The 19,338-nt window shown below is 63.4% G+C and carries 13 protein-coding genes and 1 pseudogene; 10 read left to right on the top strand and 4 right to left on the bottom strand.

The window, feature by feature from the left end; genetic code table 11:
- Positions 1-212 precede the first annotated feature (212 nt).
- Positions 213-1,691: an amidase family protein gene (locus tag ERC79_RS12850; protein WP_131578710.1), complete on the top strand. Its 1,479-nt coding sequence runs from the start codon at positions 213-215 to the stop codon at positions 1,689-1,691.
- Positions 1,692-1,806: 115 nt separating this feature from the next.
- Positions 1,807-3,015: a hypothetical protein gene (locus ERC79_RS12855; RefSeq protein ID WP_131578712.1), complete on the top strand. Its 1,209-nt coding sequence runs from the start codon at positions 1,807-1,809 to the stop codon at positions 3,013-3,015.
- 37 nt (positions 3,016-3,052) lie between these two features.
- Here ERC79_RS12855 and ERC79_RS12860 read toward each other — a convergent pair whose 3' ends face one another.
- Positions 3,053-4,465: a PLP-dependent aminotransferase family protein gene (locus ERC79_RS12860; protein WP_165497108.1), complete on the bottom strand. Its 1,413-nt coding sequence runs from the start codon at positions 4,463-4,465 to the stop codon at positions 3,053-3,055.
- A gap of 124 nt (positions 4,466-4,589) precedes the next feature.
- Here ERC79_RS12860 and ERC79_RS12865 point away from each other — a divergent pair, with 124 nt between their 5' ends.
- The 6 genes from ERC79_RS12865 to ERC79_RS12890 all read left to right on the top strand — a co-directional run bounded on the left by ERC79_RS12865 (position 4,590) and on the right by ERC79_RS12890 (position 11,776).
- Entirely contained in the window at positions 4,590-5,345 is a 756-nt protein-coding gene (locus tag ERC79_RS12865) for a type 1 glutamine amidotransferase (protein WP_131578716.1), read from the top strand.
- A gap of 35 nt (positions 5,346-5,380) precedes the next feature.
- The gene (locus ERC79_RS12870) at positions 5,381-6,034 is read left to right on the top strand and encodes an AmiS/UreI family transporter (protein WP_131578717.1); all 654 of its coding nucleotides are present in this window, start codon (positions 5,381-5,383) and stop codon (positions 6,032-6,034) included.
- A gap of 47 nt (positions 6,035-6,081) precedes the next feature.
- Entirely contained in the window at positions 6,082-7,512 is a 1,431-nt protein-coding gene (locus tag ERC79_RS12875; protein ID WP_131578718.1) for an amidase, read from the top strand.
- Positions 7,513-7,522: 10 nt separating this feature from the next.
- Positions 7,523-9,058: a glutamine synthetase family protein gene (locus ERC79_RS12880; protein ID WP_165497111.1), complete on the top strand. Its 1,536-nt coding sequence runs from the start codon at positions 7,523-7,525 to the stop codon at positions 9,056-9,058.
- 98 nt (positions 9,059-9,156) lie between these two features.
- Positions 9,157-11,094: an acetate--CoA ligase gene (gene acs / locus ERC79_RS12885; RefSeq protein ID WP_131581081.1), complete on the top strand. Its 1,938-nt coding sequence runs from the start codon at positions 9,157-9,159 to the stop codon at positions 11,092-11,094.
- A gap of 82 nt (positions 11,095-11,176) precedes the next feature.
- Complete coding sequence (locus tag ERC79_RS12890; RefSeq protein ID WP_131578721.1) at positions 11,177-11,776, top strand: adenylate kinase; 600 nt, start codon at positions 11,177-11,179, stop codon at positions 11,774-11,776.
- A 292-nt stretch (positions 11,777-12,068) separates the two neighbouring features.
- Here ERC79_RS12890 and ERC79_RS12895 read toward each other — a convergent pair.
- Positions 12,069-13,242 (bottom strand): annotated as a pseudogene (locus ERC79_RS12895) (IS3 family transposase).
- 352 nt (positions 13,243-13,594) lie between these two features.
- Between ERC79_RS12895 and ERC79_RS12900 the strand changes: the two are divergent.
- On the top strand, positions 13,595-15,037 hold the full coding sequence (locus ERC79_RS12900; RefSeq protein WP_131578723.1) for a PLP-dependent aminotransferase family protein: 1,443 nt from the start codon (positions 13,595-13,597) through the stop codon (positions 15,035-15,037).
- 313 nt (positions 15,038-15,350) lie between these two features.
- Here the strand turns inward: ERC79_RS12900 and ERC79_RS12905 are convergent, their stop codons facing one another.
- Positions 15,351-16,103, bottom strand: a complete 753-nt coding sequence (locus ERC79_RS12905; RefSeq protein WP_131578724.1) for a GntR family transcriptional regulator — start codon at positions 16,101-16,103, stop codon at positions 15,351-15,353.
- A gap of 833 nt (positions 16,104-16,936) precedes the next feature.
- Between ERC79_RS12905 and ERC79_RS12910 the strand changes: the two genes are divergently transcribed.
- The gene (locus ERC79_RS12910) at positions 16,937-18,046 is read left to right on the top strand and encodes a histidinol-phosphate transaminase (RefSeq protein WP_131578726.1); all 1,110 of its coding nucleotides are present in this window, start codon (positions 16,937-16,939) and stop codon (positions 18,044-18,046) included.
- 328 nt (positions 18,047-18,374) lie between these two features.
- On the opposite strand, the gene ERC79_RS12915 is transcribed toward ERC79_RS12910, so the two are convergent.
- Positions 18,375-19,007, bottom strand: coding sequence for an XRE family transcriptional regulator (locus ERC79_RS12915; RefSeq protein WP_131578727.1), 633 nt, complete (start codon positions 19,005-19,007; stop codon positions 18,375-18,377).
- Between the last annotated feature and the right edge of the window lie 331 nt (positions 19,008-19,338).

Raw genomic sequence — 19,338 nt, forward strand, 5'->3', positions numbered from 1 at the left:
GCATCACCCCAGTGACGCACATTACATTTCCCGCATCGGGCCACTCGGGGGTCGGCGGATCCGTTCGCGGAACTCTCGATCCGGCCCGAGGCGGAGGAGTGTGTGGAATGCCGGAATAAGCCGGTGCCTGCCCTCCGCCGGCCTCGTCGTAGCTTCCGCTACACGAGTCAGCCCTACGCGAACCGTTGCGTTCGCGGCGCGAGGAGACACCGATGACGACATCTTCCGAACTCGATACCCTTACCGCGGCGGAGACCTCCCGAGCCGTTCGAGCCAAGCACCTCTCACCGGTGGAGACCACCGAGGCGGCGATCGAACGGATCGAACGACGCAACCCGAGTCTGAATGCCGTTACATACAAGGGGTATGACGAAGCCCGCGCCCGTGCGCGGCAGCTGGAAGCGCAGATTGTGCAGGGCGAAGACGTCGGGGTGCTGGCGGGCGTGCCCAGTCTCATGAAGGATCTGTTCGGCTTCAAGCCGGGCTGGCCCGCGACGCTCGGCGGGCTGTCGGCGTTGCGCCACAACATCTCCGACACCTGGAGCATGTTCCCGGCCCGCGTCGAGGCCGCCGGCAGTATCGTCGTCGGGCAGACCAACAGTCCCGCCTTCGGATTTCGCGGCACGACGGACAACGCAACCGTGGGGCCCACCCGGAATCCGTTCGATCCGACCCGGAATCCGGGCGGCTCGTCCGGCGGAAGTTCGGCGGCGGTGGCGGACGGAATGGTTGCGCTCGCAGGCGCCACCGACGGTGGCGGATCGATCCGCATCCCTGCCGCGTGGAGCGGTGTGGTCGGATTTCAGCCATCGGCGGGCCGCCTGCCTTTCGTCGCCCGGCCGAACGCCTTCGGGACCTCCTGCTTCCTCTATGAAGGGCCGATCACGCGCACCGTCGAAGACTCCGCGCTCGCGATGACGGCACTGCACGGTTTCGATCCGCGGGACCCGATCGCTCTCGACGGGACCGTCGACTTCATGGGCGCGCTCACGCGAGGAGTGAAGGGCAAGCGCATCGGATACACCGCCGACTACGGGATCTACCCGGTGGACAAGCAGGTGCGGGACGTCGTCGACAACGCGGTGCGGGTGTTCGAGGAGCTCGGTGCCGTCGTCGAACCCGTCGACTTCGGCTTCACCGTCTCGCAGCGTGAACTGAGCGACATGTGGTCGCGGGTGACAGCGCTCGGAGTTCACGAGACGCTGGCATCTCTCGCCGAGAACGGCCTCGACCTACGATCGGAAACTCCACGCGAACTGCCGGAGTCGATGATGCGCTGGGTCGATCTGGTTCCGACCCTCGGCCCGGACGATCTCATCCGGGATCAGCGGATGAGGACCAGCGTCTACGATCGTTTCGCGGATGTCTTCGCCACCTACGACTACATCGTTGCGCCGACGCTGGCGTGCATGCCCGTCCTGAACGGCCACGACGGAGAAACCCAGGGGCCGACGGAGATCAACGGTGAACAGGTGGACCCACTGATCGGCTGGTGCATGACCTATTTCACCAACTTCACGGGAAACCCCAGTGCATCTGTGCCGGCCGGACTCTCGAACGGCCTCCCGGTGGGCATGCTCGTGATGGGGCGTAGACACGACGACGCCGGCGTCATGGCAGCGATCGCTGCCTTCGAGCAGGCACGCCCGTGGGCCGACCACTACCGCATTCCTGACACCCGCCCACTGTGACCGGGCTGGAGGGGGAAGTGAGGTCCTCACTTCCTTCCCCCTCCAGATAGGTCAGCTCACTGACGCGACCCCCGCCGGTCGCGGCTCTGTGCCCATCAGCCCTGGAAAGGTCAGCATGTCGACGACCAAGTCCTCTAGTGAACGTTCAATCGCAAGAACCAGCCAATATGCTTCTGTCGGAACAGCGCTCGGTGCATCAATCGTCTGTGTAGCCGCTCTGGGTGTCGCGCTCCTGCTCGAAGCTGCCACGTCCGCGCGCTCGAGCTCGACGCGGAGCTACGAGCAGTGGACCGCCGACATCTCGAAGTCGTGGACGGCGTGGTGGACGTGGGTGCTCGGAGACTTCACCGAGCCGACCTCGTACAAGAGTCCACTCGCGTCGATCGGGCTGCTCGTGGGCGCGTTCGCCGCGTATCTCCTGTGGCGGTCCTCGTCCCGGTTCGCCGGCACACCGGTCTCGTACGGGTTCGGGGCCCGCTTTCCCTGGATGATCGGAGCGGTGGTTCTGTCCCTGCTGGCGACGAATCTGTTGTTCCGCGGCATGCTCGTGGACGGGACGTGGCAGCCGACCTTCGTCGTCGTCGCCTCGGTCCCCGCTGCTGTCGTGCTGCTCTACGGGCGCGGCTGGGCCGTCTTGGGCACCGCTGCCGTCCTCGGAGTCGTGACCGTACCGCCTCTCGCGATGGTTCTGATCGCGAACCTCTGTGTCCCAACGGGGATCCCGAATGTCGTCGGAATCGTCTCGGCGATGGCCATCGGCGGTGCGATCGCGTGCGCAGCGTGTCGCTTCTTGCCCTGGATGAGGGTGACCGACGATCCGCCGCCACCGCACGGGCGGGTCCGAGTGAACGTGGGACACAGTGAAGCTGCATGGACCGTTCGCCGCGTGCTCGCCGACTTCTCGGAGGCACAGTTCATCGGCAGCGAATGGGCCGGCGGACTGATGATCGTCGGCGCGTGCGTCGGGTTCCTCATCGACCCGACCTTCGCCGGCTACGGTCTCGAACTGCTACCCCGGATACTTTTCGCCCAGGTACTCACTTCCGCGATCGGGGTGGTGCTGTGGCGGCAGTGGTATCGCGCTGGGGGTTGGACTGCGACCTACGTTCCCGTGGTCTCGAGCGCACCTACCGCCGTGGTCGCCTTCGGCGGCAGCTGGTCTGCTCTCGTCCTGGGAGCAGTTCTCGGCGCCGTACTCGGGGCCCCCGTTGCCCGACTGCTCGCAAAGCCGCTTCCTCCGCTGTTCCATCCGTTCATCGCCAACGTCACCTCGATGGCTGTGACCACTCTTGTCGTGTACTGGTCGCTGACAGCCATTCTCTGACGCCGGAAGGCTCACGGAAGAGGTGAACCTGGTGTGTTCACCCTGACACGGCACCGAACTGCATCCACGATTCGCCGAGTCGCCGCACTCCCGCCTCGATATCGGCTGCGGACTTGTAGAACACCAGGCGGAGATGGTCATCGCCGCTACCGTCCGCGGTGAAGGTGGACCCGGCGGCGATCAGTACGCCGTTCCTGCGGGCCTCGATAGCGAATTGTGTCGCAGAGCCGTGGGGTAGTGCAATCCACAGAGACCAACCCTCGGCCGGATTGTGCCATGTCCAGTCGGGTACAGCGGCCCTGAGAAGCGACTGCGTGAGCTGCAGACTTTCGGCTGCTTCGAGCTTGCGCCGCTCCGCGATCTCCGTGTGGTGGTGCAGGAGTTCGAGCGAGACGATCTGGGCGATCAGCGATGTGCCCAAGTCCTCGACGCCCTTGAGTCGAGCGAGACGCTCGGCGATGGGGGCAGGTGCGCGCAGCCATCCGACTCGGAGTCCGTCCCACAAGAGCTTTCCGACTCCGCCGATCGTGATGATCGGTGCATCCGGATTCGTGGCGGCCAGCGGCGTCTGGCGGGCACCGCTTCGCGACAGACCCGCGTAGACATCGTCGTCGACGATCACGGTCGAGGATGCCGCTGCGAGGTCGACGACGTGCTGGCGTTGCTCGTCGGTCATGGCGGTTCCGGTCACGGAATGACAGGTCGACATCGTGTAGATCAGATCCGGTCGGTGACTCCTCATCGCTTCCGTGAGGTGGTCGGGATCGAACCCTGCGGAACCGGACCGGACCGAGACGATGTGCGCAGAGCGCGAGCGCATCTGATCCAATGCCCCCAGGTACGTGGGACTTTCGAGGATAACGGATCCGCGCGGACGCATGAAGAGCCGGCACACCAGTGCGAGCGCTTGTTGTGCGCCCGACGTCACCACCACCTCGTTCGATCGGGTGGGCAGTCCTCGGGCCGTGTACCACTCGGCGATCCACTGCCGCAGCTCGGGCAGCCCGTGCAGATAGTGCACGGCGCTGTCGGCGAGCCGAACAACCTCGGCAGCGCTGGATGTGACGGCGTCGTGGAGTTCGATCGGGGCAGGTGGCGTGGGACTGACGAAATCGACAACTGGCGAATGCACGGCCGACCCGGCGGTTGGGTCACTCTCGGGGGTTTCGACCCAGTCCATCATCCTGGTCGCGCGCTCCTTCACCGGGCGACGGGCGAAGGTCCCTCTCCCCGTGGTGCTCTCGGCCCAGCCCATCTCCTTGAGTCTCCTGTAGGCCTGCACCACCGTCGTTCTGCTCACGGTGAGGGCGTCGGCTATGTCCCTCTCGCCGGGGAGCTTCTCGCCGACTCGGATGTGTCCGGCGCAGATCAATGCCTCGAAGCACTCCGCGATGCTCCGATACCGGGGTCCAGGAACGCCTTCGGTTCGGAGCAAGTGCCAGATGATCATTCTATTCATGGTCGACAAGAAACAAGTCCAATCTCGAATGGGTGGCCTCTTGTGTGCTGGGCATCACAGCTACATCATCGTCTGCAGAGGCCACCACTGCAACCATGAAATGTGAGAGGCGTATATGTCGAAACAGAACTCCGCTGCAGGTTTCAACGGGAAAACCGGTCACCAGGTTCTCGTTATTCAGCACGTCGAATGTGAGCCGCCGGCAGCCTTCGAAGATGTGCTCGTCGAACGCGGCATCGAAATCGATCGAATCGAGTTGGATCGGGGCGATACGTTGCCCGACTGGCGGTTGTACGACGCCATCATCGCGATGGGCGGACCGATGGGTGCGGTCGACGACGAAGAATTTCCCTGGCTCGTCGACGAGCGGAAATTCATCGAAGATGCCGTGCGGGCCGGTATGCCGTACTGGGGCGTCTGCCTGGGAGCGCAACTCCTGGCTGCCTCGTTCGGTGCCGAGATCTACACAGGTGAGGTGCCGGAGGTCGGCATGAACGAGGTTGCTCTGACCGCAGTGGCCGAGCGGGACCCGGTGTTTTCCGAGCTGCCATCCTCGTTTCCCGTGTTTCAGTGGCATTCGGACTCCTTCGTGCTTCCGGAGGGATTCTCTCGGCTGTGCGAATCGAAGCTGTACGAGAATCAGGTCATTGCCCGCGGCGCGGCCTATGGGGTCCAGTTCCATGTCGAAGTGACCGAGTCACTTGCGGCGGAGTGGGGCGATATCCCGGAATACAAGGAGGCTTTGGAGTCCATTCACGGTGAGGGCGCCTCGCGGAAGATCTTGGAAGAGTTGAGGCTGAACATCGACGGAAATATGAAAATTGCCAGGAAGATCTTCAGCTCATGGCTCGACAATTTCGTGGATCGGTAATCGGTGCATTCATCAGGGAATGATCAGGAGAAGTAATGTCCAGCTTGTCTCTCATGTTCGTGGGGTCCGTCCTACTGTTGAACGGCCTCGGCCTGTTGGGTGTTGTCGGACCGAAGGCAACCGCTCCGGTCAACGTGTTCATCGGTTCAGCTCTGGTGATCACCGTGTTGTCTGCGGTGCTCTCGAGTCTGAAAGCGGAGGCCGGGCAGCTCGATGTCGTGCTGGGTGTCACGGGGTTCCTGCTCTTCGCCTTCACCTACCTTTACGTGGCATTCAACAACTTCGGAAGTCTGCCGGGAGATGGTCTCGGCTGGTACTGCGGGTGGGCCGCCTTGGTATCCGCGTTCCTGGCTGCCGTCAACTTCGTCCGATTCTCGGACGTCAAGTTCGGATTCATCTGGCTGTCGTGGGTGGTTCTGTTCTCGGCCTTCTTCTTCGTTCTCGCATTGGGACAGGAGTGGCTACAGCGCCCAACTGGCTGGCTGGCAGTGCTGCAGGCGTTCACGACAACGACGATCCCGGGTGCTATGCAGCTCACGGGGACCTGGAACGAACTGAGTACGACGGTGGTCGTCGCCGTTCAGGTCATCGTTGTCGCCGTCTTTCTGGCACTCGTGGCACGCGCAAGGACGACGCACCTGGAACCTGAAACAGTCGGCGAGAAAAGGGATCTCGAACTGCATCGGTGACGTGCGCACCGCGATCATGCCCACCAAGAAACCGAATCGAGAAGAAGATGACCGTACCGCGAGTGGAGCCGGGGTTTTACTCGATCTCCGAGCTTCACAATGCCTACCGGACGAGAGAATTCACGCCATCCGAGGTGGTCGACGACATCCTCCGCCGTGCGCGGGCTTTCGAGTCGTTGAATACCTTCATCACCCTGGATGAAGACGGATGCAGAGCGCAGGCGGAAGTGGCGACACGAGCGCTCGAACGCCACGGGCCGACCCCCGAGAAGCCTCTGCTGGGCATCCCTGTCACCGTCAAGGACCTGATTCGCACCCGTGGTCTCCGCACGACGCGCGGATCGCTTGTCACGAAAGACTTTGTACCCTACGAGGATTCTCCGTCCGTAGCGCGACTACGGGAAGCCGGAGCTGTGATAGTGGGGAAGACCAACACCAGTGAAGGTGGTTGGAAGGGTGATGCTGCAAACCAACTTGTCGGACCGTCGCTCAACCCGTGGGCTCACGAGCGCTCCGCCGGCGGCTCGAGCGGCGGTGCGGGTGTCGCCGCAGCGATGGGTTTCGGGCCGGTCGCGGTCGGGACGGACGGCGCCGGTAGCGTGCGGATTCCCGCAGCCTTCTGCGGGGTCGTCGGCTTCAAACCGACACTAGGACGCATCCCGTACTGGCCTCATTCGTCCGACGGCCTGTCCCACATCGGGGTGCTCACCCGCAGCGTCGAGGACGCGGCTCGATCGGTGGCGGTCATGAGTGGCCCAGATCCTCGAGATCGTCTGAGCGGTATCGGTGATCGGGTCGAGCTTCTGACGCGCAGCGGTGCCGGCACGCGTTCGCTGCGAGTAGGTGTCACGAGTTCGCTCGGAAACGTACAACCAGATGCATCCGTGGAGAGCGCACTCTACGACGCAGCGGCACTGCTGCGCGAGATCGGCTACGACACTGTCGAACTCGATATCGACCTTCCGGACCCCTACCGGATTCTCGACACCATCTGGGCCGGTCACGAGGCCGCGAGTCACTGGGAGAACTTCGACGAGATCGCGCACCTACTCGACCCGGGGTACGCGAGCTTGATCCGGAGAGGTCGGAAGCTCGGTGCCGGTCAACTCGCGCGTGCGCACGATCTTCGCCACGACTACACGATGGCTGTGCGGACGGCGACACGTGACGTGGACATCCTCCTGACGCCGACGACACCGATCACCGCGTTCCCGTCCGATCAGGGCGAGTCCGTCGTCGTCGACGGGAAGGTCTCCGAGGGGCTTTCGTGGACGCCGTACACGTACCCCTTCAATCTGACGGGGCAGCCCGCGGTCAGCATGCCGGCCGCACTCGACCCTCGCGGACTTCCGATCGGAATCCAGTTCGTGGGGCGGTTCGGCGACGACCACTGCGTCCTCGGCATTGCCGCCGACTACGAGGCCAACCGGGCATGGAAGCCCGTCTATCCAGAGCTCGTCAATCACTCGACCTACTGAAGGAATGCACATGTCCGAGAACATCAGTACCGCGACACTGAAGAACCTGAGCACCGGCCGTTCGGGGTTCATCGAGATGCACAATCTGTGGACACCGCGGCAGAAGGCCAAGGCCGCCGAGATCCTTGCGCAGATCGAGGACAGCGGGCTGGAGGTGATCCGCATGTCCTTCTGTGATCCCCACGGCCTGTCGCGAAGCAAGGCAGTGACTGCTTCTTCCTTCGCGTCGGTCCTGAGGAACGGGATCGATTGCAGTCCTGGTCCGTTCATCTTCGACACCGGTCTGGACCTGGTGTTCAATCCGTTCGAACGCGGTGGTGGACTCAACGACGACGAGATGACGGGTGCCAGCAGCTTCGTGCTGGTTCCGGATCCGGAAACATTTCGTGTCCTCCCCTGGGCGGACAAGGTGGGATGGATCATCGGTGACGAGTACTTCAAGTCGGGGCGCCCGGTGCCGTTCTCGTCGCGACAACTGCTGAAGCGGATGTTGGCGGAGGTCGAGGCACGAGACTTGCAGTACGTCGTGGGTCTCGAGGTCGAGTGGTATCTCACCCGCCTGGTCGACCTGAAGAACGATCTCGAGTCCGTGGGCGGCTTCGGGTCCCCAGGTGCCGCGCCGGTTGTCGCACCGGTCAACCTGGGCTATCAGTTCAACAGCGAGAATCTGATCGATGAAGTGGAGGGTCTGATTCGAGAGATTCGATCCACGCTGTTGTCGTTCGGTATCCCGCTACGGACGACAGAGCACGAGTCCGGCCCGGGCCAGATGGAGTTCACGTTCGACCCGATGCCGGCCCTCGAGGCCGCGGACGCGATGCTCCTGTTCCGGACCACTGTCAAGCAGCTGTGCGCACGCGCCGGTTACCACGCGACCTTCATGTGCGCTCCTGCGCTCAGCGGGTTCGACGCGAGCGGGTGGCACCTCCATCAGTCGCTCTTCGACAAGGGCATCGGTGAGAATGTGTTCGTGGCTCAGCAGGAAGGCGACTTCGTCTCCGAGTTCGCCACACACTTCGCCGGCGGGCTCGTTCATCACGCGGCGGCGACCGCCATCTTCGCGGCACCGACGGTAAACGGTTACAAGAGATTCAGCGATCGATTCTCGCTCTCACCCGACAGGGCGACGTGGTCCGCTGACAACCGCGGAACCTATCTGCGAGTGCTGGGCGGTCCCGGTGACCCCGCAACCCACTTCGAGAACCGGCTCGGTGAACCGGCAGCCAATCCCTACCTGTACATGGCGTCTCAGCTGATTGCCGGGCTGGACGGGGTGGACAACAAGATCGATCCGGGACCGCTGACCGACAATCCACACGAGAAGGATCTGCCGCGTCTGCCGTCGAGCCTGGCGCAGGCGGCAGATGCGCTCGATGCCAGCGAGTTGTTCCGGCGCAGCGCGGGCGATGCGTTCGTCGACTTCTACCTGGGGCTGAAGCGGAACGAATGGCGCAGGTACATCCAGTACCTGGAAGAGAACGGAATTCGTGAAGATCAGAATTCGGTGACGGAGTGGGAGCAGCGGGAGTACTTCCGCAGCTACTGATCGGGCGCCCCCGCCGCTCTGTCGGCGGCGGGGTTCCCGAGTCTTCTCCGAGGTTCATTGCTGGATGGTTGGATGTGTTGGAAGGTTCTATGTCTGAGATGAGTGGTTCCCGGCAGATCGGTGATGTGTTCGTTTCGAGCGCGGAGTTCACCGCCGCCGCGAACGCGGGCCCCGAGTTGCAGGCCGCGGCCGGCCGCGACCGGCTCGCGTTCTGGGACGCGCAGGCACGTCGGCTGGACTGGGTCACTCCGTGGACAGAGGTCCTCGACTGGTCGGACGCCCCCGTCGCGAAGTGGTTCGTCGGCGGCAGCCTGAACGTCGCTTACAACTGCGTCGACCGGCACGTACTCGCCGGCAACGGTGACCGGGTCGCGATCCACTTCGAAGGCGAGCCCGGCGACAGCCGTGACGTCACCTACAACGATCTACTCGCCGAAGTGAGCCGGGCGGCAAACACTTTCACCGACCTCGGCCTCGTCGCCGGCGACCGCGTCGCGATCTACATGCCGATGATCCCCGAGGCCATCGTGACGATGCTCGCGTGCGCCCGACTGGGACTGACCCACTCGGTGGTGTTCGCCGGATTCTCCGCGACCGCACTGCGCTCGCGCGTCGACGATGCCGAGGCCAAGCTCGTCGTCACCGTCGACGGGCAGTGGCGGCGCGGGCAGGCCGCCCCGCTCAAGCCGGCCGTCGACGAGGCGGTAACCGGGGCGGCATCCGTGCAGAACGTGCTGGTGGTCAAGCGCACCGGCATCGACGTCGACTTCACCGACGGTCGGGACCTGTGGTGGCACGAGACCGTCGAGAAGGCCTCCCCGGAGCACGTGGCACAGCCCTTCGACGCGGAGCACCCACTGTTCATCCTCTACACCTCCGGTACCACCGGTAAGCCCAAGGGCATCATCCACACCTCCGGCGGCTACCTGACGCAGGCGTCGTACACCCACCACAACGTCTTCGACCACAAGGCCGGCGAGGACGTCTACTGGTGCACCGCTGACATCGGCTGGGTCACCGGACATTCCTACATCGTGTACGGCCCGCTCTCGAACGGTGTCACGCAGGTCGTCTACGAGGGCACCCCCAACTCCCCCGACGAGCACCGCCACTTCCAGATCATCGAAAAGTACGGTGTCAGCATCTACTACACCGCGCCCACACTGGTCCGCACATTCATGAAGTGGGGCAGGGAAATTCCCGACGCGCACGACCTGTCGTCGATCCGCCTGCTCGGTAGCGTCGGCGAGCCCATCAATCCGGAAGCGTGGCGCTGGTTCCGCGACGTCATCGGCGGCGACAAGGCCCCGATCGTCGACACGTGGTGGCAGACCGAGACCGGCGCGATCATGATCTCCCCGCTGCCCGGCCTCACCGCCACCAAGCCCGGGTCGGCGATGGCACCGCTGCCCGGCATCTCCGCGAAGATCGTCGACGACGAGGCCCGCCCGCTCGGCCCCGGCGGCAGCGGCTATCTCGTGCTCGACGAGCCGTGGCCGGCGATGCTGCGCGGGATCTGGGGCGATATGGACCGCTACCGCGACACCTACTGGTCCCGGTACGCCGAGGAGGGCTGGTACTTCGCCGGAGACGGCGCCAAGTACGACGAGGACGGCGCACTGTGGGTCCTGGGCCGCGTCGATGACGTCATGAACGTCTCCGGGCACCGAATCTCGACCTCCGAGGTGGAGTCGGCCTTGGTCGGGCACCACGCCGTTGCCGAGGCCGCTGTGGTCGGCGCCGCCGACGAGACCACCGGTCAGGGCATCGTCGCGTTCGTCATCCTGCGGGAGGGCAGCGAAAACACGGGCGAGACTCTGATCGCCGAACTGCGGGCCCAGGTGTCCACCGAGATCAGCCCCATCGCGAAGCCGCGCCAGATCACCGTGGTGCCCGAGCTACCCAAGACGCGTTCCGGCAAGATCATGCGCCGGCTGCTGCGCGACGTCGCGGAAGGCCGCGACCTCGGTGACACCTCGACGCTGGTCGACCCCAAGGTGTTCGACGCAATCCGGATGCACCGCTCGCCCAGGTGACGAGTTCTTGTTCTTTCATCTGTCAACCTGTCTGTCCAACACTGATGTTGACGGTCGATCATCGAATGATTGGAGAGTTTGAATGCGCATCATCCTGAGCGGGCCGCCGGGGGTCGGGAAGGGGACGCAGTCCCATTTGCTCGCCCGCACCCTCAAGATTCCTCACATCTCGACTGGTGATCTCTTTCGATGGCACATCGCGAACGGCAGCACGCTGGGCAAGTCCGTCAAGTCGTACATCGATGCAGGTGAGCTTGTCCCGGGTGTCGCTACTGAACGTATCGTCGCAGAACGACTGTTGAGAGACGATGCAGCGGCAGGGTTCATTCTCGACGGGTTTCCTCGCACCTACGATCAAGCGCGTGTCCTCGACGCCATCCTTGCGCGGCGGGGAGACAAGGTCGACCACGTCATCGAGTTCGTCCTCGACAATGCGGAACTAGAGTCACGACTATTGGCCCGTGGCCGTAGTGACGATACCGAGGACGTGATTCGGCGCCGCCTCACCGTGTATGAGAAGGAACGGGAGACGATACTCGGGCACTACGGGCCGATCGTCACTGAGCTGGATGCGTCCGGATCGGTCGGGGAGATTGCTGAACGGCTACTCAGCACTCTGGGGGCACAGGTCCTCCAGGCGATGGGAGTCCACGGCGCGCGTTCGGGCCAGGCAATGGTCTAGGGCTGGTCGACCTCTCCGGCCACTGATATCTCACTGAACTACCCCGCCACTGTTCGTTCACTTGGGTTGGAGAACTCGCTCCACAACAGTGGGTGGGCGGCGGTGAGTCGTGCCCGGGCCACTATTCCAAGCGGCATCTGTGAGAAGGACTATGTCTACCGTCGAGAAGTCACGCATCACTGTCGAGGAAGCACTGACAACGCACAACCCGCCGATCATCCGTCGACCGGATGGCAGGTCCCCGATAGTCGGTCCACCCGGATTCGGAGCCAGGTTGTGATTGATACCGATCTCAGTTGATCTCGCAGGCCACCGGATGGTGCTGGTGGCTGCATCGGGCAGCGCACTCGACCGGGGGCAGGTACTCCAGGCCTGAATGACGATGCCGTGTGTCGTACTCGCCCTTGAAGTCGCCGATGACGACGCGGGCCTCGAGCAGGTTCGTCCAGTGGTTGCGGTTCAGGCACTCCCGTCGCAGGCGGTTGTTGAACGACTCGATGTAGCCGTTGTTCCACGGCGTACCCGGAGGGATGTACGACAGCCCGACCCGCCCGGCGCAAAATGATTGTAGCGCTTGGGAAATGAACTCCGGCCCGTTGTCCATCCGCAGCACCGTCGGCGGACTTCCCGCCGCGGTGAAGCAGGCTTCGAGTTCGCGGGTGAGCCGCTCGGCGGTGATCGAACGCTCGACAATGTTCAGCAGTGACTGCCGGGTGGGGGGGTACCGCCCTGCACGAAGTGCTTGGGAGAGGTTGGTCGATCATCGACGCGATCTTCACCGACTTGCCGTCGACGATGGAGTCGAACTAAAAGTCCAGCGCCCACAACACCTTCGGCGCGTTGGGCTCGACTGTCGGGCACGAGGACAGGCCGGCCCGTTTGCGGGCGCTGTGGACCCGCCGCTGCAGGCCCTCCTCCTTCCACAGACGGTGCACCTTTTTCTGTTCACGCCCTGGTGCTCGTCGAACCGCAGCGCCGCCCAGGCCCGCCGGAACCCGTGGCACGGGTCCGTCTTCGAGTACGTCCTCAACCATTCCCGCAGGTCGGCGTCCGGGTCGGCGGGAATCTGGGCGAGCGCGACACGACGGTAGGTGGAACGAGCAGCCCGACCGCCTTGCACGCGAGCCGCTCCGACATACTCAACACGTCCTCGAGCATGTCTACGCCGCGGCGCTTGGCGTCCGGGCTCAGAACCTCCCTTCGCCACCTCTCGCAGAGCGTCCCTCTCGGAGTTCGGCATCGGCGAGCAGTCGCTTGAGCCGGCCGTTCTGCTCCCACAGCTCACGCAGTTCCTTCGCGGCGTCGACGTCCATGCCGCCGTAGGAGCAACGCCAGTTGTAGAGCGTCGCGGTCGACACCTCGAGGTCGGCGGCGATCTCGTCGTTGGTCTTGTCCGCGGCAGCGAGTTCGTCCGCACGCCGCAGCTTGCGCACGACGTCCTCCGCGGAATGCTCCCTTCCGGCCAGCCATGTGCTTCATCGTCCCTTCCGGCCCAATTTCGGGCCACAGGAATCTAAATCAGGATGGACTCATCCGCCGGGGACATGCCACGGACAGTGCCGAGCCAAAGATGGGTCGGTTCAACAACACCACGCAAATAGTCTTCCATCCCTCGGAGGATGATCCGACGCGGCTATCTCGCCGTGCAAGGTGCCGGGAATGGTGAGAGGAAGGTCTTCTCGGCACATGTCGACTGGTCACACACCGAGTTCGTACGCGTCAGAGAGAGAGTGGACTTCACTCGCTGGTCGCATGAGGTCCGAAAGGCGACCCACATGTTCTGTTGCCCAGGCTATCTCGGATGGGTATTCTGATGCGATGTCACGCGTCGCCCGAGACACGCAACTTTCGCTCCATCTTCCGTCAACAAGCACACCCCTCCGTCAGCGGATCGCAGAAGCTATTGTCGGCGAAATAGCCGCAGGAAGACTGCAATCCAACGACATTCTGCCTTCAAGTCGGGCCCTGGCTACTGCTCTGGAGGTGTCGCGAGCTCCAGTGGTCGAGGCCTACGAGCAACTTGCAGCGGCCGGCTTCATCATCAGTCGCCCAGGTTCCGGAACGCGGGTGGCGATCGGTGCGGAACAAGCGGCGGCGGCGTGTGCAGTGTCGGATCCCGCGCTAGAAGGGCCTCTCCCGCGACAAGGGCCGCGGATCAAGGATCCTCAATGGGATCTTCACCCGGAGATCCCTGACACATCTTTGATTTCGTCGGAGGACTGGCGCCGGTCGTGGCGTGCTGCCGCTGCTGCCTCGATCTGCGAAGGAATCGCTGGCGTCGAAGCGCACCCAGAACTCCGCCGCTCAGTTGCTGAGCATGTTCGGCGAGTTCGTGGCATTGCGGCGCGGCCCGATGACGTCGTGATCTTTCCAAGCGTTGACGCGGTTCTACGCACCATTGTCGATGTTGCGGAGCTATCAGGACGCAATGTCGCTTTCGAAGAGCCGGGTTCTCACCGAGCCCGTATGGCGTTGCAACAAAACGGTGTCCGCGTTCGCGCGATAGTGGTCGACGACGACGGGCTCGATCCGCAGCGCTTGGCAGCTACTGACCGGGCTGTCTACTGTACTCCAGCACATCAGTTTCCGCTGGGGTCGCACATGCCGGTTACTCGTCGGGCAGCGCTAGTGGAATGGGCTACGGCGTCGGACAATCTGATCATTGAGGATGACTACGACAGTGAGCTGCGTTTTGATGCCGCTCCCGTCCCAGCACTGCGAGGTCTTGTGGGGGGCGACGATCGAGTGGCCTACATCGGCTCAGCGTCGAAGATTCTGACGCCCTCTGTTCCGCTGGCGTGGCTCCTCGCGCCGCGTGCACTACGGACCGCAATCGACAAGGTGGTTCGATCAAGCAGCGAGATGGCTTGTGGTGTCGCCGCGTTGGCGCTATCGAATCTCTTCGATTCGGGTGCGATGGGACGCCACATTAGCCGCTCGACGAGGCGCTACCGTGCGCGCAGAACTGCCTTCGTCGAGTCACTACAAGCGCACTTGTCCGACCTTGGCGACATGCGAGCGGCTGTGGTGGGGATCGAGGCAGGGTTACACGTCGTCCTTCGTCTGCCGGATAGCGTCGACGACGTGAAGGTAGCTGAAGACCTCGGCGAACGAGGGGTTTCTGTACCGAGCCTCGCGGAGCATCGCCTGTCGGAGACCGGGCCGCGCGGACTCGTCTGTGGATACGCTCGACTACCCGAACGGAATAGTGGCCAGGTCGCCAGGATGATCGCTGAGGTCCTGAGCTGCCACATGCTGTGAATGAGATCGCCGCGAATTCCGCTCCTTCAGGTCAGGCCAACGCCGGCTCTGGCCCACAAGATTGAAACGGGTGAGGTCAACCGTGATGCCTCGAACAACGCTCTCGATGTCACACAAGGGGCGCTAGCAACGACGGGTGTCGCTGTGCGCACGTTCTGTCGCTGAGCTGGTCTCGATGAAACGGGACGACGACGCCCACCACGCCACACATGTCGTGCACCAGGTATCTGACCGGCTCTAGGTCGGGCGTGGGCCAGCTTCACCACCGTGCGTCTCTGCGTTCGCCTACTCGCCCTGCAGGCGCGTTCCGGCATCAAACATGTTCGTTGATGCGGTATCTCACGTGGATCTGTTGAGGACCGCGATCGATGTGGAGTTCCGCGATGTCTGCAGGGATGATGGCGGTGTCGTGCAGGACCGCCATACCGTCTTCGGTGAAGTTGGTGCGATGACTGCACATTGCGGGGCTTCCGAGCGGGCGACCGAGAATCTCGGCTTCATCTGCTTCGAGCGTCTTGAGGGTGATCGCTTCGCTCGCGGAGGCAACCGGGTATCCGTGCTGTGCGAGTGTCCGATAAAGAGACTGGTCGATCAGTTCGTCAGGTGAGATGCCGATGTGCCAGGGTATGTACGAGTGCTGCAGCACTGAGGGACGCGAGTCGATGATTCTGTGACGTGTGACCATCAGTACCTGCTTGGCTCCTGCCAGGTCGAGAATGCGGGCGACGTCGGCGGGTGGCACCTCCCGGGAAGATCCGAGGATGTGGGTGTCGATCTTTGCGCCCTGCGCCGTGAGATCGTCGGCGAATCCGGCGAGGTGGAGGAGGTCGTAGGAGTACCTCTTGTGTGCGGGGAAAGTGCCGGCACCGGTGCGTGATTCGACCAGGCCATCGTTCTCGAGTAGCCGGAGTGCTTGACGAAGGGTCATGATCGTGACGCCGTAAGATGCGGCTAGTTCGCGCTGCGGGGGCAGTGCGTCGTTCGTTCCCCATTCTCCGGACTCGAGTCTGCCGCGCAGATCATCGTGGATGGCCAAGTACTTGGGTAGTCGGGCGTGTCGGGTCACCGGTGTCCTGCTTCGTCGAGCTGTTTGCGGAATGTCGCAACGGTTTTCATGATGGACGTCGGACTTGCTCCTTCGAGGGCACAATCCATGAGTACAGAGGCAACCACGACGCCATCGGATCTCTGCGCGGCACGACCAGCTCGTTCCGGAGAGTCAATTCCGACGCCGATCTCTGTATCCACCCCGCAATCATGCTAGCTATCTAGCGTTCTAGAACAATCGACTCGCTTTCTGGCTCCGACCCAGGCTCCGCTCACGTTGTGGTGGTCAGATGAACCTTGACGCTGCCCGGTTTCGAATTGGCGTCCACCCCAACGCGTGCCTAGCCGTCGGCAATAGCCGCCGAGTACTGCTGCTTCAATAACACGGACTAGCAACGGGAATGGTCCCAGTGAAAGCGATCTGCACCTCTAGCGGATAATCAACGTGTGCCCCGCTATCCAGAGAGGACCACTCATGTCCGCCTCCGCCCGCCTTCGCGGTCGTCCTCCTTCCGCTGCAGAACTCCCGGACACGTTGCCCCGCGGCGAAGTAGGACTGGACGCAATGCTGCATCAGTTCCACCTCGTGGTAGACGATTTCAGCGAATACGGCCCGCGTGTGACCCCCGCGCAGGGGCCGTACGGGGCGGCGTGGTGGGCGCGTCGAGAGAAGTGCGACGGTCGCTCACGGTCGGTCCGAGTTCCGCGGGCTGAGATCGAATGTGCGCTCGACGGGTGCTATTACCAACAGCGTGGAACGTTCGCGAGCGTTGAGAATCTCCCGGCGCACGGGGAGGCAGTTCGGCTGGATTTCGTGAGCCTACAGGGCTGCACCGCTGTTGAGGTACGGAGATGAGCGCCGGGGTCGTCCCTGGATCGGCCGTCGGTATCGACGATCTGCCCGTCCGGGAGAACCTGCGCGGTCAGTCCCCGTACGGAGCGCCGCAGTTGACGGTTCCCGTGCAGCTCAACACCAACGAGAACCCGCACCCACCGTCGAAGTCGCTCGTCGACGACGTCGCCGAGGCGGTGCGCGCCGCGGCCGCGGACCTGCACCGGTACCCGGACCGGGACGCGGTCGCGTTGCGCACCGACCTGGCTGAGTACATGAGCCGGCAGACCGGTGTCGCACTCGACGTCTCCAACGTGTGGGCGGCCAACGGCTCCAACGAGGTGCTGCAGCAGCTGTTGCAGGCCTTCGGCGGGCCGGGACGTACGGCGATCGGTTTCGTCCCGTCCTACGCGATGCACCCGCTGCTGGTCACCGGCACGCAGACCGAGTGGGTCCCTGCGCCGCGGCGCGAGGACTTCTCGCTCGACGTGGACACCGCGGTGCAGGTGATCGTGGAGCGCCGGCCCGACATCGTCTTCGTCACCAGCCCCAACAACCCGACCGGGCACAGCATCGGTCTCGAAGATCTGAAGCAGATCCTCACGGCGGCGCCGGGGATCGTGATCGTGGACGAGGCGTACGCCGAGTTCTCCTCGATCCCGAGTGCGGTGAGCCTGATCGACGAGTTCCCGACCAAGCTGGTGGTGAGTCGGACGATGAGCAAGGCGTTCGCGTTCGCCGGTGGCCGGCTCGGCTACCTCGTTGCGGCTCCGGCGTTCATCGACGCAATGCTGTTGGTGCGGTTGCCGTATCACCTGTCGGTCGTCACGCAGGCGGCCGCGCGGGCGGCGCTGCGGCACGCCGATGAGACGTTGGGCAGTGTCGCGGAGCTGGCGTCCGAGCGTGACCGGGTGAGTACGGAGCTGTCGGCGATGGGCTATACCGTGGTCCCGAGCGATGCCAACTTCATCCTGTTCGGGCTCTTCGAGGATGCCGCCCGGACGTGGCAGCATTACCTCGACGAGGGTGTGCTCATCCGCGACGTCGGTATCCCCGGTCACCTGCGAGCCACGATCGGCCTGGCCTCCGAGAACGACGAACTGCTACGCGTCAGCAGAGCGCTCGCGTGATGCACGGATGCTGGCAGTCATCCCGGGGGGTGACGAACTGTCTCTGTCTTCTCTAGCTGAGTAATAGGTGGTTCTTGACGATTCCACGTCAAGAACCACGCACAGGCAGAGGTTCTCTGCGCCTATGCATCGTGGCCGAGGAGCTGCGGCTCAGGGGCGCGCGGAGACTAGGGACCGCGCCTCGATCGGGTCTAGCGGCGGCGTCGAACTCCGGACCAGAACGAACCAGCTCGATTGCGGTAGTTTCGGGCCTCGCTCGACTGCTGGGCGAGGATGTTCACCTCGTTGCCGCGATGATGATCGAACTTCTCGGTCGCCGCGCCACCTTCTAGCTCACCGTCGTCTTACCGCGAGGCCGATCAGGTTGAGGAGGTTGTGCCGAACTGCTGTCGGGTGCGGGGGGTGTCGTGTCGGCTGTTTGGTCACTGCAGTGATCGTGAACGACGGTGATTAGAACCGCGCGGTTCGCGGAGATTGAACGCATGCGGTGGGGCGTGTTCGCGTCGAAGTACATGCTGTCACCCTGCTCGAGGACAATCACCTTGTTGGTGATTTCAAACTCGACAGTTCCTGACTGCACGAATACGAACTCCTCGCCGGGGTGCTCTATGTAGTCGGACCCAGGTTCGGTCGTCGGATGAACAACGAAGGGCTGCATCGATTTTCTGATCCTTCGAGTGGCAATCGCGTCGTGCACTGCTGCTCGTGAGGCGCCCTCTGGGACTCTCGCGCGCTCGTCGCCTCGTTCCACGGTAGTTGCGGTGCCGTCGAGTCCGTCTGAGAATAGCTGGCTGACATCGGTGTCCAGCGCTCGCGCGATCCTCAAAGCGACATCGATCGAAGGTGTGCTGAGTCCTCGCTCCACCTTTGATAGGTAGCTTTTCGTAAGGCCTGCGCTCGCGGCCACCGACTCAAGGGTAAGACCGGCTCTGCGTCGATGTGATCTGAGAAACGTGGCCATTGATCTGTTGCTCCTTCTGTGCCTCGTCGTGAGCACCAACCTGCAGAAGGATCTGCAGTTGTGTTGCATAGGGACATTCGGTGTTGCGATGTCTGTCTGAGTCGCAGACGTTGGGAAGGAAGGCTGAGGGCAATCCCGATGAATGTCGGCGAGACGAAGTCGATGGGCCGAGTTGCGAAGACGGGTTTACCAAGTTCCCGAAGACGCAAATGAGGGGCGGCGTGCACTCTGTTCTGGCGCGCCGTCTGCAACGCTGTCGCCGGTACGACTTTCGTAGCTCGTAGCTCGTAGCTCGTAGCTCGTAGCTCGTAGCTCGTGGCGCGCAGCCGTG

Origin of the sequence: Rhodococcus sp. ABRD24, assembly GCF_004328705.1 — a bacterium.
GTDB lineage: Bacteria > Actinomycetota > Actinomycetes > Mycobacteriales > Mycobacteriaceae > Prescottella.